This is a genomic window from Ruegeria sp. CG4 (assembly GCF_056537185.1).
Genome location: NZ_JBQFRB010000002.1, coordinates 1 through 20,516, shown reverse-complemented (window position 1 = coordinate 20,516; position 20,516 = coordinate 1). Strand labels below are relative to the sequence as shown.

The window sequence follows — 20,516 nt, the reverse complement described above, 5'->3', positions numbered from 1 at the left end:
GTCCTTTATCGCGGGCAAGGGGGTCATACGGCCTCGAGGTAACTGAGCCAGTGCGTCTCTGGCGCGCGCTCGGAAAACCGCGCGATCTCCTGCCGTTTTGTCATGACAAGATTACGGATCAGTTCAGCGGGAAAGATCCGCCGGATCATCGGGTCGGCCTCGAACGCGGATATGGCCGAGGACCAGTCGCCTGCCAATTGCGGTAGCCCGGCAATTTCATAGGCATTTCCGGTAATCGGCGGGGGCGGCTGCAACCCGTCATCGATACCGGCCAATGCTGCCCCCAACACAGCTGTCAGCATCAGGTAGGGGTTGATGTCGCCACCAGCCACGCGATGTTCAATTCGACGTGCCACCGGCGCGCCGCCGGGAATACGGATGGCAGCGGTTCGGTTCTCATAAGCCCAGCTTGCCCCGGTTGGAGCGTGCGCCCCGGGCACGAGGCGCGTGTAGGAGTTTCCGTGAGGGGCAAAAACCAGCGTACTGCCCGGCATCGCGGCAAGACAGCCTGCAACAGCCGCATGCAACTCGTGGCTGCCATCGGGGCCACCATTGTCAAACACATTGCGGCCCGATGAATCGACCACGGAAAAATGGACGTGCATCCCGTTGCCTGCGTCTTGCGGATAAGGTTTGGCCATGAAGGTCGCCGTAAAGCCGTGTTTGCGGGCCAGTCCACGGGTCAAGGCCTTGAACAGCCACGTGTCATCGGCGCAGCGCATGGCCTCCTGATGGTTCAGGTTGATCTCGAACTGGCCGATTCCGCTTTCAGAAATGGCGGTTTGGGCGGGGATGTCCATGGCCACGCAACCGTCATAGAGCTCGGTAAAGAACGCATCAAAGGCGTCCAACTCCGCAAGGGACAGGACAGCCTCGTCGCACAATCTGCGACCCGTGACCGGATTGGCAGGCGCTCCGGGTTGTGATCCCGATGCATCAAGCAGCGTGAACTCCAGTTCAGTTGCCGCGATCACGGACCAGCCGCGCTTTGCATAGTCGGCCAGAACTGCGGCAAGCGCATGTCTGGGATCCCCTGCGTATGGCTCGGACTTGTCATTATATAATGACATCGGGACCAGCGCGGTTTCGGCATCAAGCCAGGGCATGGGAATCGGTCCGCGATCGGTCGGCAGAAGCATCCCATCGGCATCGCCGGATTCAAATACCAGCGGACTGCCTTCGATATCCGCGCCCCAAAGATCGACATTCAGCGCCGAAAACGGCATGCGGACCGCGCCTTTGTTCAGCTTTTCTGCATAAGAGGACGGCACGCGTTTGCCGCGCATCTGACCGTTAAGGTCACAGGCAGCAACACGAAAACCGGGCAGGGCGCTCAGGTCCATTTTGGTCTCCAATACTCTCGTTTCCCGAGATGTAGTCGAGACCGCGCGTCTTGTCACGGAATTTGATCAAATTTATCCTGTAGGCGGAGAAGGCTTTGAGTCCCGCGCCAACCAACGCTGGCGCGGGACCACAGGACGTCAGACGAAGTTGACGCCGTTTTCCGCCATTGGCAACGAGGTCACCTTGATGCCCGAAAGCGCGCGGATCGCGTTGGCAAGGGCTGGGGCCGAGGGGGGGGTGCCCGGCTCACCGACACCGGTCGGGGCCTCGGCGGAAGGTACGATATGAACTTCGATCTCTGCGATGTCGCCGATGCGCAAAGGCTCGTAGTCCGGGAAGTTGTACTGGTCCACGACACCTCCGGTCAGCGTGATCTGATCCCGCATGACATGACCGATACCGTAGCCGATACCACCCTCCATCTGGGCGCGCACCACATCGGGGTTCACCGCAATCCCGCAATCCACGGCGCAAGTGACCTTTTCGATCTTGATGCCGTTCTCTGGATCGCCCGAAACCTCGACGACCTGAGCCGCGTAGGATCCGAAGGATTTGTGCACGGCAATCCCTTGCGCGCGACCTGCCGGTGCGTTGCCCCAGTCAGCTTTTTCAACGGCAAGTTTCAGGACGCCTGCTTTGCGCTGTTGATCGGCGTCGCTGGTATCTGCCAGATGTGCCAGACGGAACTCCACCGGATCACGGCCCGCTGTTTCGGCGACAAGGTCCATCATGGCCTCCATCACGTAGCCGGTGTGGGTGTGACCGACCGAGCGCCACCACAGAACGGTTGTAGCTTTGGGCGTGTCGGTCAGACCCAGAGCCATGCCGGGGATTGTGTACGGGCTGTCAGCAATCCCCTCGATCGAACTGTGGTCGATCCCGTCTTTTACCAGAACGGCTTCGAACGGCGTGCCTTTGATCACCGATTGTCCGGCCACCTGATGCTGCCAGCCAACGATGTTGCCTTCTCCATCCAGACCCACACGCACCTTGTGGCCAAATGCAGGTCGGTAATAACCGCTGCGAATGTCATCCTCTCGTGTCCAGACCAGTTTCACAGGGCGCGAACGGTCGGTGATCACAAAAGCCAGCGCGGCCTCGACCTGATAATCCGCATCCGGCGTTGCGCGACGACCGAACGAGCCACCGGCCAGCATCGTCTTGATGTGGATCTTCTCAGGCGGCAGTTGGAAGATCTGCTGATAGGCCATATGCGGGCCGGTTGGCATCTGCGCCCCGTCATGCAGGACGATGTCGCCTTCGGCCGTCTGTTCGATGGTGCAGTTCAGCGGCTCCATCGGCGCATGCGCCAGCAGCGGGAAGTAGAAGGTCTTTTCGACTACCTTTTCCGCGCCTTCGATGGCCGCCGCCACAGCCGCAACGTCTGCCTTGTTCACGTTGTACGTGGGTTCAGCGTCCAGGGCGGCCATGATCTCGGTCCTGATCTGATCCGAGTCGCGGGTTTCGGCACCCGACATGTCCCATTCGACCTCAAGCGCGTCACGTGCCTGAATCGCGGCCCAGGTGTTTTCGGCATAAACCGCGACGCCCGCCTGGTTGGGCAGGACGGCGGCGTTGATGTAACCCTTAACCTCTTTCGACGCGCTGTCGTCAAAACCAAGCGCGACGCCGCCCTTCGACTCCGGGCGCTTGATCATGGCAACCATCTGGTTGGGCAGGTGAACGTCCATGGCATACATAGCCTGACCATTGCCCTTGATGGCCGAGTCCTTGCGGCGCACCGCTTCGTTGCCGATCAGACGGAACTCTGACGGGTCTTTCAGGCGCGGCTCGGCCGGAGCCTCTAATTGAGAGGCCGCCGCAACGAACTCCGCAATCGGTGCGGAGTTGTCGCCCGCCTTGACAATGCCTTCCTCGATAGTGATGCCTGACGCATCCACACCCCAGCTTTGGGCAGCCGCAGTGATCAGCATTTCACGCGCAGCAGCACCGGCCTGGCGGTACTGCAGCCACGAGTTTGCCATCGCGGTCGACCCGCCCGTGCCCTGGAAGGGGCCAAACAGCAGGTTGTTATAGACGTTCGGATCAGAGGGCGCGAACTCGTATTCGATCTGATCCATGGTCAGGCCGATTTCCTCGGCGATCAGCGTTGGCAAACCGGTTGCAGGGCCCTGACCCTTTTCAAAGTGCTTGACGATGGCGGTCACGGTGCCATCGGCGTCAATTTTCACGAACGGGTTGAACTGCGCAGTCTCGGATGAGGCCGCAGCCAGAACGCCATCGGGGCGGGCGCCAACCAGCAGGACGGCACCAGCGGCAGCAGCGCCTTTCAGAAATCCACGGCGAGAAGTGTTGATGGTCATGGATTAGGCCTCCAGAATTTCAGAAGCGCGCTGAATACCGGCGCGGATGCGTTGGTAAGTGGCGCAGCGGCAGGCATTGCCGGACATGTAGTCATCAATCTCTTCGACGCTGGGCTTTGGGTTTTCTGACAGAAGTCCGACCGCCGACATCACCTGACCGGACTGGCAATAACCGCACTGGACCACGTCCAGTTCGACCCAGGCTTGTTGCACTGCTGCGCCGATCTTTCCGTCGCCAACGGCTTCAATTGTGGTGATTTCTGCGTCTTCAATGTCTTCTACAAAGGTCTGGCACGAACGAACTGGTTCGCCGTTCACGTGTACGGTACAGGCACCGCACGATGCGACACCACACCCGAACTTGGTGCCGGTCAGTTTGAGTTCGTCCCGGATCACCCAGAGCAGGGGCGTGCCGGGTTCGGCGTCGACCGTGTGGGTTTCACCGTTTAACTTCAATGTCAGAGCCATGAGGGGTTCTCCTGTTGGGCTGGATACCTGAATCGGTAAACTGGCGCGTTTACCTTAAGTGTCAAATCAGCTTGTGTAAACTCTCAAGTTTACACAGTTGTTTGACCGGCCGGACGTGATGGGTCTATAGGTGGAACATGAACGAATGCAATTCACCGAATGAGTCCAAATACGCCCAGATCATTGAGGCCGCCGTGGCCGAGTTTCAGGACAAGGGCTTTGCTTCTGCCAGTATGGATCGCATTTCGGCGCGGGCCGAAGTGTCAAAGCGCACGCTTTACAAGTACTTTGAAAGTAAGGAAAATCTCTTTCGTTCAATTGTAGCCGAACTGTCCGGCCGTTTTGCCGAAGTCCTGGAGATCCGGTATCAGCCGGGGCGCGATATTCGCGAGCAGTTGACGGATCTGGCCTGGGCTGAGGGCCGGATTCTGATGCGCCCGGACGTGATTGCGATGTCGCGGATGATTATCAGCGAAACTTTGCGCAACCCGGATCTGGCGGCGGCAGCACAGGGCAAGCTGGACAAGACCTCGACATTCATCGCCATGTTGAAAGACGCCGCCAAGGACGGCCAGTTGCAGATCGAAGACGCTGATCAGGCGGGTAAGGAGTTTATCGGACTGATCAAGGCAAAGGCGTTCTGGCCCATGATGTTCAGTGGCGGCGTGCTCAGCCACGCGGAAATGACCGAAACCATCGAAAGCAGCGTCGATATGATGCTGTGCCGCTATGGTCCGGGAGCCGCGGCGTCTAGACCCTGAGAACCCTTTCTTTGTTTTGAGTAAGATGCGCTAGGGAACGAACCCTGCTGGTACGCCAAAGGGCGGGGCGTCTACGCTGACACCCGTCAAGGAATGCAGAAAGGCCACGAGGTTGTCGATTTCCGCGTCGGTCAATGTGACTTGGGCAATATCGACCTTGTTGCGCTGACGTTCCATTTCAAACCGGTCGTCCCAAACGACAAAGTCCGCATCCTGAAGCCAGGGAACCGGGGGCAGAGCCGCCATGTCGCGTGTCCAGTTCGCCAGACTGGTTTGTGGGTCCAGATGATGGCGGATCATGCTTTCAAGGTCCGGGAATGCGCCGTTATGGCCGTAAGGTGCGGTCAGGGCAACGTTGCGTAGCATCGGGGTGCGGAAACGGTAGGCGTCCTCCAGCCGGTCACTTTCACCCATTCGGCCCACGTCGCGTACAAAAGGGTCCCATTGTCGGGTGCGGCCGGGGCCGAAGGGCGGCAGGCCCAACGCGTGAAACTTCTGATCTGACATCAAAGGCCCGGAATGGCAGGTGGCGCATTTTGCCTTTCCATAAAACAGGTTCATGCCGTTTTTCTGCTTAAGTGAAAGGGCATCGGCATCGCCCGCCAGAAATTGGTCGAACGGGCTGTCCGTGCTGCGCCATTCGATGGCCATGAAAGCCGCCAGCGCATTGGCGATCTGGGTGATCGTGATTTCTTCGGTGGTTTCGATTTCATCGAAGGCCGCGACCATGGCAGGGCCATACCGAGGCTCGGTACGAACACGCTTGGCTAGGATCGGCCAGCCTTTGTCGATCCGGTCATGTACCGCTCCGGTGACCTGATTTTCAGCCACGTTCCCGGCCATTTCGAATTGTGATGTCAGTGGAAAAAGCGCCTGCGCGGCCAGAAGAGAATTCAGCCCCTCCGGCAGCCATTCCTGCGCAGGGGAGTTGAAGCCGTTGCCGTAGACGTCGGAAACACTGAGCCGTCCATCGTGAAAAACCGTGTGAATGTCTTTCGCGCCAAGGTTCCACAGACCCGGAGAATTGCGCGGGATACGTTTGCGGATTCTGTCGGCTCCGGTTCCGGGGGTACGCTTCGGTCCCAGCCCCTGTCCGCCCTCACCAATACCCAACGATAACCCGTCAGATGTTCCGAAATCCGGATGGTGGCAATGGGCGCAAGCGATGTTCCGGTTGCCCGACAGGATTGGATCGTAAAACAGTTGATGACCAATGGCGGCCTGTTTCATATCAAAAGAAATGAAGTCATCGTCGGTCAAAGGGCGCGGCAAGTCCTGCGCTGCCGCCATCCCGCCCCAAAGGAGAGCAGCCACCCCATGCGCCAGTTTGTATTTGCCCTTTTCTGTCTTGCGACGCCTGCGCTGGCCGAGTTGGAACAGGCCCGCGACATGATGGAGGCCGGAGAGTTCGAAGCTGCGCGCGAGGAATTGTTGCCGGCCGCCCGATCGGGCAATGCCGAAGCCGAAGAGTTGATCGGTGTGATGTACGGGTTGGGTCTTGGAGTCGCGCAGGATTACGAACGGGCGTTCGAATGGTACCTGCGGGCCTCGATGAAAGGGCATCCCGGGGCGCAGTCTGGTGTGGGCTGGTACTATGAGCTGGGTCTTGGCATGCCCGCGCCCGATCTGGTGCGGGCCTACATGTGGTACACGCTCAGCGCCATTGGCGGCGATCCCGACGCGGCGATCAGCCTTGAGGAAGTGGTCAAGAAAATGTCGCCGGAGCAGATCGAAAGGGCGCATGTTCTGGTGAACGATTACAAAGGGTGGATGTACCCGTTTCGGTGAGGGCCGGGCCACAGGCCCGACCCGCCAGATCAGTTCAGATCCGCGTCACGTGACGCGTTCACGTCGGCCTCAGCCGCAGCAACCGCGTCGGTCAGCGCACCAAAAATCTCATCACCACGGGCCACGTTGGACTGGAACCACTCATAGACGGGGGTTGCGGCTTCCTTGAACGCAGCCTTTTGGTCGGGCGTCAGGACATAAAGATCACCTCCACCGGCGACGAAATCCTCATAAGCTTGAATCGACTTGCGCTTGGGCGAGGCAAAGGTGGCCTGCTGCAACGCATAGAAGCCGTCGACAACCACACGGCGCAGGTCCTCGGGCATTTCCTGGAACTTGGCGTTGTTCATCCACCACAGCGCCCCCATGTAGGCGTGGCCATCCAGCGTGACGAATTGCAGACCCGCATCAGGGAATTTCATGCCCATGATGTCCGTGATGCCATTCTTCGAGCCCTCAACGACGCCGGTCTGGAAGCTGGTAAACAGCTCAGGCCACGGGATCGGCGTAGGGGATGCACCCAGTGCTTTCACCAGTTCCTGCGGCAGGTCTGCGACCACGGTACGGATTTTCAGACCTTCCATATCGGCAGGCTCGGCGATGCGGCGCTGTGTGTTGGCGAAGTTGCGCCAGCCACCGGTGTTGCCGATGGTCATAAGGCGGATCGCGCCGCCAGAATCTTCCAGCGCCATGTTACGCATGGTGCGGGTGAAGTCACCGGACAGCACATGCTCGGCAATCCGGTCATCGGCCATCAGATAGGGCAGGTCCAGAACCTGCACATATGGGAAGATGCCCGAGGCCCCGCCGGAAGTGGAAATGTAGATGTCGATGGTGCCGTCAGCCACGCCCTGCAGGCATTCCGCGCCGTTCGAACACAGCTGTGTTCCGATGAACAACTCGACCTCGATAGCTCCGTTCGACGCGGCCTCGACATAGTTCTTGAAAACGATCAGGCCGTCGTAGTCTTCGTCGTTTTCATTCGAGTTCGCAGTTGCCCGCAGCGTGTAATCTGCGGCCGCAGCGGCCATGGCGGACGCGGCCACAAGCGATGTGGCCACCGCAGCGGTTTTGATAAATTGTCTGAGCATGCGTTTCCTCCCTGTGGTACTCAGTCAGTTTGCAAATCCCGTTATCCTCGGGATCGTCATGGATAGTGCGGGGACATAGGTGATCAGAAAGATCACGATGATTTCGACTGCCAGAAACGGCAGGATCGCCTTGGCGATGGTTTCGACCCGTTCGCGCGACACGGCGGCGGCCACGAACAGTACCAGCCCCATGGGTGGCGTGGCGAGACCAACAGTCAGGTTGACGCTCATGATAATGGCGAAATGGATCGGATCGACGCCTAGGCTGGTGAAGATGGGGCCAAGGATCGGGCCCAGTATGATGATCGCGGGACCTGCGTCCAGAAACATGCCGACGATGAACAGAAGCAGGTTGATCAGAAACAGCAGGATCAACGGATTTTCGGACAGGCTGAGGATCAGCGAGGCCAGCTGTTCGGGCGCGTGGCTGAGGCTGACCACCGTCTTGAATGCCATCGCGGCGCCGACCAGCAGCAACACAACGGCCGAGGTCATGCCCGCATTACTGAGAACCTCAGGCACTTCCTTCAGTGTCAGCGTGCGCAGGACGAAAAAACCGATGATGAACGCATAGCCGACCGCGACAGCAGCGGCTTCGGTCGGCGTGAAGATGCCGCCCAGAATGCCGCCGAGAATGATCACGGGTGTCATCAGCGGAAAGAACGCCTTGAGGCTGGCCTGGCGGCGTTCATCCCAGGTGTATTTCCGGCTGGCGACCGGGAAATCATAGCGATCAGCCATGAACTTGATCATCACCATCAGACCGACGCCGACCATGATCCCGGGTACAATTCCGGCCAGAAACAGGGCGGCGACGCTTTCACCCATGACATAGGCATAGATGATCATGATGCCCGAGGGCGGGATGATCGGCCCGATAACCGAACTGGCCGCCGTAATCGCCGCGGCGAATTTGCGGGTATAGCCCTGTTTCTCCATCGCTGGGATCAGCATTGACCCCAAGGCGGATGTGTCGGCCACGGCAGAGCCCGAGAGGCCGGCGAACAGGATCGAGCTCAGCACGTTCACATGTGCCAGTCCACCGCGAAGGTGCCCCATCAGGGCCTGCGAGAACTCGACAAGGCGAATGGTGATGCCGCCCCGGTTCATCAGTTCTCCGGCGAGCATGAAGAAGGGGATGGCCATCAGCGGAAAGCTGTCCATGCCATTATAGACATTGCGATAGAGCAGCGTAATGTCATTCGTTTGGCCGTTGAGCCACAGCAGGATACCCGGCGCGGCCAGCAGCGCGAAAAAGACCGGCAGGCCAATCAACAGGAAAACCAGGAAAGTGGGCAGGAACCAGATCAGCATCTATTCGGCCCCCACGGCTGCTTCGGGAATTTCCGGCAGAAGATGTGCGCCGCCCAGCATGGTGATCAGGGATCGCAGGATCAGCTCGATATTCACCGAGATCAGCAGGATGATCCCTACCAGCAGCGAGGCCATCATCCAACTGCGGGGAATACGGTACCATTCATCGAAACCGAACGATGTTGGCAGGTACAAAGCAGCAGTGGCAAATCTGCCGCCAAAGCCTGTGACTTCAGACCAGCCGATATTGACGGCGACCAGCAGGACGATCAGCGAGATCAGCAACAAGAACAGATTGAGGGACTGGCCCAGCAGGCGTGGCAAGAACCGTTGCAACATGTCAATCGCCACGAAGCCGCCACGCCGAAAAGCCGTCGGAGCCATCAGGCCGGTCATCCAGAGCATGCAGAACCGGGCGGCTTCATCCGGCCAGGGCAGAGCGTTGCCCAGGACATATCGGAAGAACACCTGAATCAGGATTGCGATCACCATCAATGCAATCGCAACAACGCCAACCGCGCGGCCCAGACGCAGCACGGTTTCGTTCACGAATGCAATCGGTGCAAGCACCGATGCCAGTCCGCCCATGCGGATCCTCCCAAGTTCAGCTGCGGGTTCGTCCCGCAGTCGTCAGAACGCGCTTATTTCTTCGCGAATTGGCCGAGTTTTCCGGCATAGAAGGTCAGTGCGTCTCCGTCGCTCATGCTGGCCTTCAGGACTTTGCCCACCACGATCACGTGATCGCCTGCATCGTGATAGGCGTGCTGCTCGCATTCAAAACGTGCCAGACAATCCGGCAACAGCGGCGTTCCGTTTGTGCAACGCTCATGTCGGATGTCACGCAGCGCATGGGCGTCCTTGGAACAGCCAAAGCAAAGTGCGTCCTGTTCAGACGATAACACGTGAACGGTGAAATGCCGCGCCTTGTGGAAATAGGGGAACCGGCGCGAATTGCGGTCTGCAGCCCACATGATCAGAGGCGGATCCAGTGACAAGGACGAGAAGCTGTTCGCCGTGATGCATATCGGTCCGTCTTTGCTGTCACAGGTGACGATGGTAACACCGGTGGCAAAGCGGCCAAAGGCGTCGCGCAGGCTGCGGGTGTCGTCCTTGTGCGGAATGAAGGTGCGGGTCAGGTCCTTTGAAATTGCGTTCATCATGGTACCTCATGCCCCAGCGCCGCCTCGTACAGGCGGAACCAGCTTTCACGATCCAGATTGACCTTCAGTGCGTCCGAGATGCGCTTGATCCGTTCCAGGTTGTTGGTGCCCAGCACCGGCAGAATGTCCGCCGGATGCGCCAGCAGGAAAGCCACCGCCACGGCGGCCCGGTCCACCCCGAACTCATGCGCGATTTCGTCTGCCACCACTCCGACCGGAGGGTTCCCGGCCATCAACATTCCGCCGCCCAACGGCGACCACGCCATGACCGGTTGCCCATGCTGCTGATGGAACGCCAGATCGCCATTGGTGAAGGGGCTGATCTCGCCTAAAGAAATCTCGATCTGGTTGGAGACCAGTTGGGTCTTCATCGCCGATTGCAGCAGTGTCCAGTCCCAAGGGCGGAAGTTGGACACGCCGACCGCGCGCACTTTGCCGCTGGTGACAACTTCATCCAGTGCTGCGCCAGTTTCATGATGGTCCATCAACGGGTCGGGGCGGTGGATCAGCAGCAAGTCGATATGGTCGATGGCCATTTCCGAAAGCGAGGTGTCGACCGACTGCAGGATATGCGCGCGCGAGGTGTCATAGTATTTGACCTTCGCATCCGAATACCGCCCGACAGGTGCGATGATGTCGCATTTGGTAACGATTTCCATCCGCTGGCGCAGGCCGGGATTGGCGCGCATCGCAGCACCCAGCACAGCTTCGGCTGCGTAGCCGCCATAGATGTCAGCCTGATCGAAGGTGGTGATGCCCTGATCCAGGCAGGACTGGATTTTGGCTTCGACATGGTTCGCCGAGGTATCAGTGTCATCGCCCAGCCGCCACATTCCGTAGACAAGGCGGCTCAATTCCAGCGTGTCCGATAGTTTTACACGTTGCATCAGCGGCGAACTCCGTTGCCCAGCGGTGTGGCCGGGGTCGTCTTTGGCACGCGCCCGTATTCTTCGGGAAGCGAGCAGGTTTTCAGATTGGGCAATACGCGGGCGCCAAAGTGCCTGGCTTCATCCATGTGCGGATAGCCCGAGAAGATGAACGCGCGGATGCCCATTTTCCGATACTCTTCGATCTTGGACATAACCTGATCGGTCGACCCGACCAGCGCGGCTCCGCAACCGGACCTTGCGCGGCCAACGCCGGTCCACAGACCGGGTTCGACATAGCCATATTCATCCGCCAGATCGCGGTTCTTGGCCTGATGCGCCACACCCAGCGAGGTTGCATCTAGCGCGCGTTCACGAATGGCGCGCCCATATTCATCGTCGAGTTTCGAGACGATGTAGTCCGCGTATTCCTGCGCTTCGGCCTCGGTATCGCGGACGATCATGTGCACGCGCAGGCCGTAATCCAGTGTTCGGTTGTAGTTCTCGGCGACCGCATGGACGGCTTTCATCCGTTCGGCCAGTTGATCCTTGGTTTCCGGCCACATCAGATAGACGTCACAGTGCTCGCCGCAAAGTTCCAGGGCCGACGGAGAATAGCCGCCGAAGTACAGCAACGGACCACCGGTCTGATAGGGCCTGGCCGGATCGGTCGTCAGGCCCAAGAAGTTATAGACTTCGCCCGCATGATTGATCTCATCCTGGGTCCAGGCCTGTTTCAGAATTTCCACCACCTCGCGAGAGCGCTGATAACGATAGGCGCTTTCAGCCTTTTCGCCGGGAAAATCGGACGAGATGATATTGACCGTCAGCCGCCCCTTCAGCATGTGATCCAGCGTTGCGATGGTACGAGCCAGCATGATTGGCTGCATTTCGCCACAGCGAACCGCGGCCAGCAAATTGATCCTATCTGTGATTGGTGCACAGCCCGCCACAAAGCTCAGCGTGTCCTGCCCGACCTGATAGGACGAGGGGCACAGAATGTTTCGAAACCCTTGCGCTTCAGCTTCTTTCACGATGCCGGAGCAATGTTCCCAGCTGGACCGCAGATTGCCATCCGGCACGCCCAGAAACTGATAATCGTCCGAGCACAGCGCCGCGAACCACGATACTTCTGCCGCGTCCAGATCGGGCGAAGTGATGGGGACGATGGTCATCTGAGTCGTTCTCCGCGCGGTTTCCACTTTCCTCTTGCGTAGCAACCGCATTGATGTAGATCAATAGTGTATCAATTTTTCCTGCGACCGAATGAAGCGCCAGACGTGTCCCCAACCAGCCGAAACCCAAACGCATTGCCGATCTATGTTCAGATCGCGGAACTTCTGATCCGCGATATTGCGGCGGGCCGTCTTATCGACGGGGAACGCCTGCCGCCCGAACGGGATATGGCGGCCGAACTTCAGGTCTCGGTCGGGACGCTGCGAAAATCGCTATCGGAGCTTGAGAAAAAGGGGATGCTGGAACGCATTCAGGGTTCGGGAAACTATGTTCGCGAGACGGGAACCCAGAACAGCGTTTACGCGATGTTCCGGCTGGAACTGCCCGAAGGGGGCGGCCTGCCGCGGGCGGATATCCTGTCGGTCGACTATCTGCGCAAGCCGTCTGATCTGCCAAATTTTGGTACCGCCGAAACCGGGTCCCGCGTGCGCCGGATGCGTTATCTGAATGACACAATTATCGCGGTCGAGGAAATCTGGCTGGACGAATCAGCCGGTCGGATTGATCGCAACCTGCTGTCGGATTCTCTCTACCGCTACTACCAGCACCATTTGGGGTTCTGGATCACCCGGGCCGAGGACCGGGTTTCGGTCGGTGCGCTGCCCGACTGGACACCACCTGACTTTACCAAGCCCGCCGGTCAGATCGTAGGGTATATCGAGCGGTTCAGCTGGTCTGAAGGGGCGGCGCCCGTTGAGTTCTCAAAAACATGGTTCGATCCCGATCGGGCCACCTATGTCCAACGTTTGAAGTAAAAGGAAACGCGCATGACCCGGGTCATCAATTACGGGCTGATCGGATGCGGCATGATGGGGCAGGAACACCTGCACAATATCGGCTTGTTGGAAGGCGCGCGCGTTGCGGCGATTTTCGAACCTGACCCGGCAATGGCAAATGCCGCGAAAGCCATCGCACCGGATGCGGTTCTGGTGGGGTCCGTGCAGGAGTTGCTGGCGGTCAATGAGCTGGACTGTCTGGTTATCGCCAGCCCGAACCACCTGCATGTCGAGCAGATCTGCGAGATCGCTCAGATGCGCCCGCTGCCGCTGCTGGTAGAAAAACCCCTGTTCACCGACCCGCAGGATGCGGCGCGGATGGAGCGTTTGCAGCGCGATTATCCGCATCCGATCTGGGTAGCGATGGAGTATCGCTATATGCCACCCATAGCTGCGCTGATCGAGAAGATCGGGGAAACGGGTGGGGTCCGTATGTTGACGATCCGCGAACATCGCTTTCCGTTTCTGGAGAAGGTCGGCAACTGGAACCGGTTCAATCGCAACACCGGTGGAACCTTTGTCGAGAAATGTTGCCATTTCTTCGACCTGATGCGCCTGATCCTGCACTCTGACCCGGTGCGCATCTCGGCCAGCGGCGGACAGGCCGTAAACCATCTGAACGAGAGCTATGACGGCGAGGTGCCTGATATTCTTGATCACGGCTATGTGCTTGTCGACTTTGCCAATGGCGCACGAGCCATGCTGGAATTGTGCATGTTTGCGGAAGGCTCTCGCTATCAGGAAGAAATTTCGGCCGTGGGTCCGGAGGCAAAAATCGAAGCACTGGTGCCGGGGCCGGGCCGGTTCTGGCCAAAGCATCTGGGTGAGCCGCCGGTGCCGCAGGTTATTCTAAGCCCGCGGGATCCGAAAGGACCTGTCGCGCAGGAAATCCCCGTCGATCCCCGTCTTCTGGCGGCGGGGGATCACAACGGGTCGACATTCTATCAGCACAAAGGGTTCCTGGATCTGTTGCGCGGCAAAAAGGCGGGCCCGGATGTGAGTTTGCGTGATGGTATCTGGGCCGTGAAGATGGGTCTTGCCGCCCAGAAGGCGCTGGAAACGGGCGAGACTGTTCGCTTGTTGGAGTGAGGAGTGGATCAGCCCATGTTCGTCATCAAACATCGCGCAGGCAGTTTTCTTTTTCGGTTGGTGTAGCGATGCAGAGCAGTGACAATTCAATACTTTGATCGGTAACCTTAACGTGGTCGAGCGTCGCTGAAGATTGTGATACTGATTCTGGTTCTTCACACAAAAAGAGACGTCGCTGCACTACTTTCAAGGGCAATCCGCTGGCGTTTTGAAATCGCGGAAAGTCCTATGTGCAAAAGACTGCCTGACTCTCCTGCGTTCAGTACTAGCCCTTGTTTCCGTGGAGGGGTGCGCAGGCACCTATGCAATTGCGGAGGTTGAGTGCCCACGACGCTCTGCCAGCACGGCACATTTTTCAGAAGGCCGTACTCATTATTCCATTTCGACGGCGACGACCTGAATATCGGTAACCCCATCGTCGTGAAGGAATGAGGACAGCACGGGCCATTCACGATTGGGGTCAATGGTGCGCGCAGTGGCCATGGTCATGCACACAGGGCGGAACCCGCCGCTGTCGCGATCAAGGGATTTTGTCCAGCTTTCCAGTCTTGCGGCCACGTTGATTGTGTCACCGATCACATTGTAGTGCAGCGAGCCGCTCACGCCCAGCGTTCCTCCCAATGCCTCGCCGCTGTTCAGTGCAATTCGCAGATTGTATTTCGGCTGATCGTTCAATTCTGCGTTCAGTGCGATCGCGGCCTGGCGCATGGCGCGCGCACATTGCAGGGCTGACTGGGCGTCGACCTGCCGTTGGCTTTCTGTCTCGCTTGGTATCGGAGCGCCAAATACGACGAGGATTCCATCTCCGGTGAACTTTTCGACAAACCCGCCATGTTCGCGTGCGATTTCACCCAACCTGTCCAATATGCGCGATACCCACACCATGAAATCTTCCGCATCCATCGAATTGCCGACCCGCGTTGAACCTTCGATATCGGCCAGCAGTGCGGTGACGAACAGACGGCGGGATCTTGGCTTGCCACCGGACAGCAGTCTTTTTCGCTGCTGCCATATTTCGGCGGAAAGCTCCTCGGACAGGTGTGATGAAAACACCTGAACGATGGCGCGTCTTTGGTTGCGTGAAATTCCGGCGATAACGGCGAACCCGATGAGAAACCCAATAGCCCAGCCCAACAACGTGGTCGCTGCAGGCGCCAGCAGGGCTGCCGCTTGAAGGGCGGACAGACCGGCAAATAAGACCGCCCCGCCCACCGTCGCCGAACCGATGGCCCGCGAAGTCACTCGAACGAATACAGCCACACATGCGCCGGCAAATGTTGAAAGCAGGATGATGATAGAGGAGGCAAGGTCGCTCAGAGAGCTCAACGGAGAACGCAAATCATTCGAATAGTCGATCAGCTGTTGCGCAATGGCTGCGTGAACTTCCGCGCCGAAAGTGAAACTGGCCCCGGTTGCCCGATTGAGGGGTGTCGAAAAGTAGTCCTTAACCGAGTGGCTGGTAACACCGATGATGACAGTCTTTCCGTCGAATTGCGCCAGCTCTTTCCCAGCCAATACATCTGCTGCGGGGACTCGGTGGGCAATCGGAAGATCATTCAGATAATCGATCATGATCTGATAACCGGCGGTATCGGCGTTGCGAAACAAGTTCTGCCCTTTGGCCAATGGCTCTGCGGTCGTTGTCCCAAAGGCCAGAAAACGCGGATTATCCGGGTCGCTTTGCAATGGGGGGCTTGATGAAAAAATCGCCGCCAGTTGCATTGATAGCGACACTGCGATCCCATCCGGCGTGTTGACCAGCAGAAGGGCGCGCCGCACAACGCCATCGGGGTCAATCGGAATGTCCGAAAACCCGGTTTTTACCCCTGCAGGTGCGTCGATACCTGTCCCGCCTGCGTCGGCCAGTTTCGAGATCACGACAACTCTGGGATCGTTCAGTATGTTGATCAGCCTGTCCCGGCCATCGCCCGCAGGAACATCCCGGTATATATCGATCCCGACTGCGGTCGCGCCGGCAGCCAGCAAGGTTTCCGTCAGCTGTGCGATCTGCGCGTCGGGGACTGGCCAACCCCATTGCCCGAGATCGTCGTCGGAAATGGCGACAAGAAGGACATCTTTCGTTTGTTCAGAGGTTGCAAGCACCGACGTGGTCCAGTCGTATTGGGCACGTTGGAGAGGCTCAAGCAGACCCTTCAACCGCAATTCGACCAATAGACCTCCGACAACAAGGGTGATCAAGCCGACCAGTGCCCAGCTTTGCCAGACTGGCATCAGCATTGACGGTCTCAGCCATGCCTGTCTTTGACCTTCTGATTTCAACGGCCCACACCGGCTGTTTCTAGAAGCTGCCCGAACCCGGTTGCGTCAGTGGCCCTCACGCGACCGCTGAGGCCAATTTCAACCAGTTGCGCAAGCGCGTCGAACCAAAGACCTGCCGCTGCGGGGTTCTGAGCCTTCATCTGATCCGGAAACCGCTCGATCAAAGCTGTCGCTCGCTCCAGAACAGCGCCAGATTGCTGGTCGATCAGCGCCACATGCCATTCGTAGATGCGGCCGGTTTCCAGCGTGTAATCGGACCTGCCAAGATCCAGCCCGTAGTCGCCCGGCGGAAATGGGCCCTGTAATTGCAACTCCACGCCCAATGATCCAAGTGGATTGAGGCCGATGATCAGGTTTCCCCGGTGGCCGTGTGCCAAACGCCAGACCAATGGGGGGGATGAAAGAGTTGTCAGGCCGCCACCTTCCGGCACCAACAACGTCAGCATTTCTGTGTCATCGCCCGAAAGTGTGCCGCGTGTGCCGGCCCCCATTCGGTCTCCGGGCGCACCAATCTCAGGGGGGATAAACACAACGTCGTTGGACCCGTTGGTGACTTGTTCTTCACTTGCCGCCAAAGCGCCAGTGTCAAAGAACACCGGCAGTGCCAGCGTGAACAACAGTGCGAATTTTGTAACCCTGATCGACGGCACCCGAAGCCTCGCGCAGTAAACCCTTAATAAAACAGAACATTCAAAAGCAACGGTAAGCATGATCTAAGTCAGAGTCCAGTTTGGGACGCGTCTGTGTCCCGTTGCCCTGGCGGATTCTGAGGTTGAGCAGAGTTGTGCTAAAGTCCTCAGCGCTGTTTGAATGAGTTCGGGTGAGTGCGCATGTCTTCTGGTCGCTGTTGGAGAACTGGCATCTGGCTTCTGTCCTTTGGCCTGCTTGTCCTGCTGATACCATTGCGGCTTGAAGCCCTGGAAAACCGGGTCGCGCTTGTAATCGGTAATTCCGCGTATCAGCATGTATCGGACTTGAGTAACCCGGCCAATGACGCCGAAGATATCTCGGCATCTCTCAGGCGCATTGGGTTTGAAGTCACCGAAAGCCTGAACCTCGACTACAACGGTATGCGCATCGCATTGCGCGACTTTGCGGAAACCGCCGCCGCCGCTGATGTGGCTTTTGTGTATTTTGCCGGCCACGGGATCGAAATCGAAAACACGAACTACCTGATACCGGTAAACGCAACGCTGAAAAGCGATCGGGACGTCGAGTTCGAGGCCATCCGTCTGGATGCGATCGTGAACGCCATTGCAGATGCCCCCGGGCTGAAAATCGTGCTGGTCGACGCCTGTCGGAACAATCCTTTCCTGGCGCAGATGACACGCGTTTCGGCGACCCGGTCGGTCGGGCGCGGGCTGGCTGCGGTGGAACCGGGCGGTGTGGTTGTTGGATATGCCGCCCGCGGGGGCACACTGGCGCAGGATGGCGAAGGCCGGAACAGCCCTTACGCGCAGGCGCTTTTGGAGCATATCGAGCAGCCGGGGTTGGAGCTGGGCAAGATGTTCCGCCGGGTAAGAGACCGGGTGTTTGAACTGACGGACGGTTTTCAAGAGCCTTTCATCTATGGATCGCTTCCGGGTCAGGACATTTTTCTGGTCCCTGGCCTGGAAACGGCGGCATTACAGGCACCCGCTACACCTGTTCCGTTGGCACCGACTGTAACTCGCAAAGACGAAATGGAAGCAGCGATGACGGTCAACACGATGCGGGGCTGGAGTCTGATTAGCCAGAAATACCGCGCGGCGTCGATTGTCGAACCGGAAGTGCTGAACCGTATGGCCGAAATAACACCAAATTGGGTCAAAAAAGATGGGCGTATCGGTGTGTTGGAAGACATGTTGCTGCCGGATCGAGAAAAGAAAATGCGTTTGCAGCAAGAACTCAATAAAGCAGGTTTTGATGTTGGGACGCCCGATGGCGCTTTTGGCCCAAGGACACGCGCTGGAATACGGTCTTTTCAGGCCGAGAATGGTTTTGAGCAGACCGGATACGCAGATCTTGCCGTGCTGGCCAGTCTGGGGATCGGTTTGCAAAAAGGGGCGGACGACAGTTTCATCAGCAACCCGTTCGCAGTTCGTCAGAACGTCGAAGAACTGGAGTTGCTCGGCGAATCTGAGGAAATCACGTCGATCCTGGGCTGTCTTGGGCTGAGAAAGAGCATCTACGGTACGTTTCGCGACAGCCTTTACATTGTGATGGTTTTCTCGGGCAACATTCGGAATGCTCGCGGCGAAGCCCAGAAATGCGGTGTCGATCTTGCTGCAATAACATCAGCCGAAGAGAATGCGTTTATTGTTCGCATGATTGCCAATGACCCGTCCTTTTTTGACGTCGGATACGACAGCAGGACGAATTACAGTTACAAGGCGGGGCCGTATTTCGGTTTCAGAAAGGACCCCGGTGAAGGCAATGCAATAATCGGCTGGCGCTGGTATAGCGGTGAGCCGGTCAAATACACAAACTGGTTGCCGTCAAAACCCAACACGACGCACGGCAAAGGCAACAAGGCTTTCGCCCAGTTTCAGTATGAGCAGCGCGGCAGGCGGGATCTGAGCAATGTCGTGCCTTCCAAATGGTTCGATGGCTCGGGTGGGTACGTGCGTTCGGTCGTGTTGGAGGCCAGATTGAACTGACGACCGCCAGCGGGCGTAATCCTGAATCCTTGACCTGGTCAGGTTTTGAAGCTTCCGGAATTGTCAGGCGTCAGGCCGCACATTTCCGAAACGTTGAGCCGCGTCTGTTCGCCTGTCTGCGTGGAGATTGGGACAGGGCTTGCATCCGCCAATGCGATCTTATTGGCGGATGCGTAGAGGTCCTAAGTGAGACCTGAATTTAGTGACGTCAGGCAGCGGCGATCTGACGCGCTTTCGCCACCATCACCTCGGCCTGCCGGATCGAGGCATAGTCGATCAGGCGGCCATCCAGCGAAACCGCGCCTTTTCCGGCAGCTTCGGCCTCGGCCATGGCTTCCAGAATGCGCTGGGCCTTTGTCACTTCGGCATCACCGGGCGACATCACCTCGTTCGCAAGTGCGATCTGGCTGGGGTGGATGGCCCATTTTCCTTCGCAACCCAGAACAGCGGCGCGCTTTGCGGCTGCCTTGTATCCCTCGGGGTCCTGGAAGTCGCCGAATGGCCCGTCGATGGGGCGCAGACCATTTGCACGTGCCGCCACGACCATGCGCGCCAATGCATAGTGCCACATGTCACCCCAATGCGTTGCCCGGTTGGCCCCGGCGTCAGGATCGGTCAGAACCGAATAGTCCGGGTTCACACCACCAATGATCGTGGTCCGTGCGCGGGTCGAAGCCGCATAATCCGCGACCCCGAAATGCAGGCTTTCGTTGCGCTTCGAGGCTGCTGCAATCTCGCTGACATTCTGCATTCCCAGCGCGGTTTCGATGATATGTTCGAATCCGATCCGTTTCTTGTAGCCTTTTGCGTCTTCTATCTGCGTGACCATCATGTCGACGGCATAGACATCAGCAGCGGTGCCAACCTTGGGGATCATAATCAGGTCCAGCCGCTCTCCAGCCTGTTCGACCACATCCACCACATCGCGGTACATGTAGTGAGTATCCAGACCATTGATCCGCACCGACATGGTCTTGTTGCCCCAGTCGATATCGTTCAGCGCCCCGATGATGTTTCTGCGTGCCTGTTCCTTTTCGTCCGGTGCGACTGCGTCTTCCAGATCAAGAAAGATGACGTCCACATCGGACTTGGCCGCCTTTTCGAACATGCCGGGCTGGCTGCCGGGGACGGCCAGTTCGCTGCGGTTCAGGCGGGCGGGGGCCTGTTCAATGGAATGAAAGCTCATGGGTTTGGGTCCTTCGTCTTACAGGTTCGGGTAGATGGGGAATCGGGCGCAGAGGTCTGCGACCTCGGCCTTGACCTTGGCCTCGACCGCGCCGTTGCCGTCCTCGCCATTGGCGGCGAGGCCGTCGACGACCTCGATGATCCAGTCCGCGATCTGGCGGAATTCAACCTCGCCAAAGCCTCGTGTGGTGCCGG

General features: G+C 58.4%; 18 protein-coding genes and 1 pseudogene. 5 read left to right on the top strand and 14 right to left on the bottom strand.

The annotated features are described in order from the left end of the window. Window positions 1-23: 23 nt before the first annotated feature. The 3 genes from ACR0J2_RS06500 to ACR0J2_RS06490 all read right to left on the bottom strand — a co-directional run bounded on the left by ACR0J2_RS06500 (window position 24) and on the right by ACR0J2_RS06490 (window position 4,136). A complete protein-coding gene (locus ACR0J2_RS06500) occupies window positions 24-1,343 on the bottom strand; it encodes a glutamine synthetase family protein (protein ID WP_170806403.1) in 1,320 nt (439 codons plus the stop codon). Window positions 1,344-1,481: 138 nt separating this feature from the next. Then, a complete protein-coding gene (locus ACR0J2_RS06495; protein ID WP_480812044.1) occupies window positions 1,482-3,668 on the bottom strand; it encodes a xanthine dehydrogenase family protein molybdopterin-binding subunit in 2,187 nt (728 codons plus the stop codon). A 3-nt stretch (window positions 3,669-3,671) separates the two neighbouring features. Then, window positions 3,672-4,136 carry a (2Fe-2S)-binding protein gene (locus ACR0J2_RS06490; protein WP_170680341.1) on the bottom strand — a complete coding sequence of 155 codons (465 nt, stop codon included), beginning with the start codon at window positions 4,134-4,136 and terminating at the stop codon, window positions 3,672-3,674. Between the two features lie 137 nt (window positions 4,137-4,273). Between ACR0J2_RS06490 and ACR0J2_RS06485 the strand changes: the two genes are divergently transcribed. After that, a complete protein-coding gene (locus ACR0J2_RS06485; RefSeq protein ID WP_321253792.1) occupies window positions 4,274-4,897 on the top strand; it encodes a TetR/AcrR family transcriptional regulator in 624 nt (207 codons plus the stop codon). 30 nt (window positions 4,898-4,927) lie between these two features. Here ACR0J2_RS06485 and ACR0J2_RS06480 read toward each other — a convergent pair whose 3' ends face one another. Then, window positions 4,928-6,187 carry a cytochrome-c peroxidase gene (locus ACR0J2_RS06480; protein WP_480812385.1) on the bottom strand — a complete coding sequence of 420 codons (1,260 nt, stop codon included), beginning with the start codon at window positions 6,185-6,187 and terminating at the stop codon, window positions 4,928-4,930. 27 nt (window positions 6,188-6,214) lie between these two features. Here ACR0J2_RS06480 and ACR0J2_RS06475 point away from each other — a divergent pair, with 27 nt between their 5' ends. Next, the gene (locus ACR0J2_RS06475; RefSeq protein WP_170680337.1) at window positions 6,215-6,685 is read left to right on the top strand and encodes a tetratricopeptide repeat protein; all 471 of its coding nucleotides are present in this window, start codon (window positions 6,215-6,217) and stop codon (window positions 6,683-6,685) included. A gap of 29 nt (window positions 6,686-6,714) precedes the next feature. Here ACR0J2_RS06475 and ACR0J2_RS06470 read toward each other — a convergent pair whose 3' ends face one another. The 6 genes from ACR0J2_RS06470 to ACR0J2_RS06445 are packed head-to-tail and all read right to left on the bottom strand — an operon-like array spanning window position 6,715 to window position 12,291. Next, on the bottom strand, window positions 6,715-7,776 hold the full coding sequence (locus ACR0J2_RS06470; protein ID WP_170680335.1) for a TRAP transporter substrate-binding protein: 1,062 nt from the start codon (window positions 7,774-7,776) through the stop codon (window positions 6,715-6,717). A gap of 24 nt (window positions 7,777-7,800) precedes the next feature. Further along, complete coding sequence (locus ACR0J2_RS06465; RefSeq protein ID WP_170680333.1) at window positions 7,801-9,090, bottom strand: TRAP transporter large permease; 1,290 nt, start codon at window positions 9,088-9,090, stop codon at window positions 7,801-7,803. Next, window positions 9,091-9,678: a TRAP transporter small permease gene (locus ACR0J2_RS06460; protein WP_170614655.1), complete on the bottom strand. Its 588-nt coding sequence runs from the start codon at window positions 9,676-9,678 to the stop codon at window positions 9,091-9,093. It abuts the gene before it with no gap. A 53-nt stretch (window positions 9,679-9,731) separates the two neighbouring features. After that, the gene (locus tag ACR0J2_RS06455) at window positions 9,732-10,247 is read right to left on the bottom strand and encodes a flavin reductase family protein (protein WP_480812043.1); all 516 of its coding nucleotides are present in this window, start codon (window positions 10,245-10,247) and stop codon (window positions 9,732-9,734) included. Continuing rightward, the gene (locus ACR0J2_RS06450) at window positions 10,247-11,137 is read right to left on the bottom strand and encodes an aldo/keto reductase (protein WP_480812042.1); all 891 of its coding nucleotides are present in this window, start codon (window positions 11,135-11,137) and stop codon (window positions 10,247-10,249) included. Before ACR0J2_RS06450 ends, ACR0J2_RS06455 begins: the two co-directional genes overlap by 1 nt. After that, window positions 11,137-12,291, bottom strand: a complete 1,155-nt coding sequence (locus ACR0J2_RS06445; protein WP_170806398.1) for an LLM class flavin-dependent oxidoreductase — start codon at window positions 12,289-12,291, stop codon at window positions 11,137-11,139. Before ACR0J2_RS06445 ends, ACR0J2_RS06450 begins: the two co-directional genes overlap by 1 nt. A 105-nt stretch (window positions 12,292-12,396) precedes the next feature. Here ACR0J2_RS06445 and ACR0J2_RS06440 point away from each other — a divergent pair, with 105 nt between their 5' ends. Both ACR0J2_RS06440 and ACR0J2_RS06435 read left to right on the top strand, forming a co-directional pair. Further along, window positions 12,397-13,107, top strand: coding sequence for a GntR family transcriptional regulator (locus ACR0J2_RS06440; protein ID WP_480812384.1), 711 nt, complete (start codon window positions 12,397-12,399; stop codon window positions 13,105-13,107). A gap of 12 nt (window positions 13,108-13,119) precedes the next feature. After that, window positions 13,120-14,217: a Gfo/Idh/MocA family protein gene (locus ACR0J2_RS06435; RefSeq protein ID WP_480812041.1), complete on the top strand. Its 1,098-nt coding sequence runs from the start codon at window positions 13,120-13,122 to the stop codon at window positions 14,215-14,217. Window positions 14,218-14,589: 372 nt separating this feature from the next. Here ACR0J2_RS06435 and ACR0J2_RS06430 read toward each other — a convergent pair whose 3' ends face one another. Then, a complete protein-coding gene (locus ACR0J2_RS06430) occupies window positions 14,590-16,455 on the bottom strand; it encodes a CHASE2 domain-containing protein (protein WP_480812040.1) in 1,866 nt (621 codons plus the stop codon). A 38-nt stretch (window positions 16,456-16,493) separates the two neighbouring features. Continuing rightward, window positions 16,494-17,147, bottom strand: a complete 654-nt coding sequence (locus ACR0J2_RS06425) for a DUF928 domain-containing protein (protein WP_480812039.1) — start codon at window positions 17,145-17,147, stop codon at window positions 16,494-16,496. Between the two features lie 180 nt (window positions 17,148-17,327). Between ACR0J2_RS06425 and ACR0J2_RS06420 the strand changes: the two genes are divergently transcribed. Beyond that, window positions 17,328-19,136 carry a caspase family protein gene (locus ACR0J2_RS06420; RefSeq protein ID WP_480812038.1) on the top strand — a complete coding sequence of 603 codons (1,809 nt, stop codon included), beginning with the start codon at window positions 17,328-17,330 and terminating at the stop codon, window positions 19,134-19,136. Between the two features lie 208 nt (window positions 19,137-19,344). Here the strand turns inward: ACR0J2_RS06420 and ACR0J2_RS06415 are convergent, their stop codons facing one another. Beyond that, a complete protein-coding gene (locus ACR0J2_RS06415; RefSeq protein WP_321253770.1) occupies window positions 19,345-20,322 on the bottom strand; it encodes a CoA ester lyase in 978 nt (325 codons plus the stop codon). An 18-nt stretch (window positions 20,323-20,340) separates the two neighbouring features. Next, window positions 20,341-20,516, bottom strand: a pseudogene (gene glyA / locus ACR0J2_RS06410) (serine hydroxymethyltransferase); the annotation flags it as partial.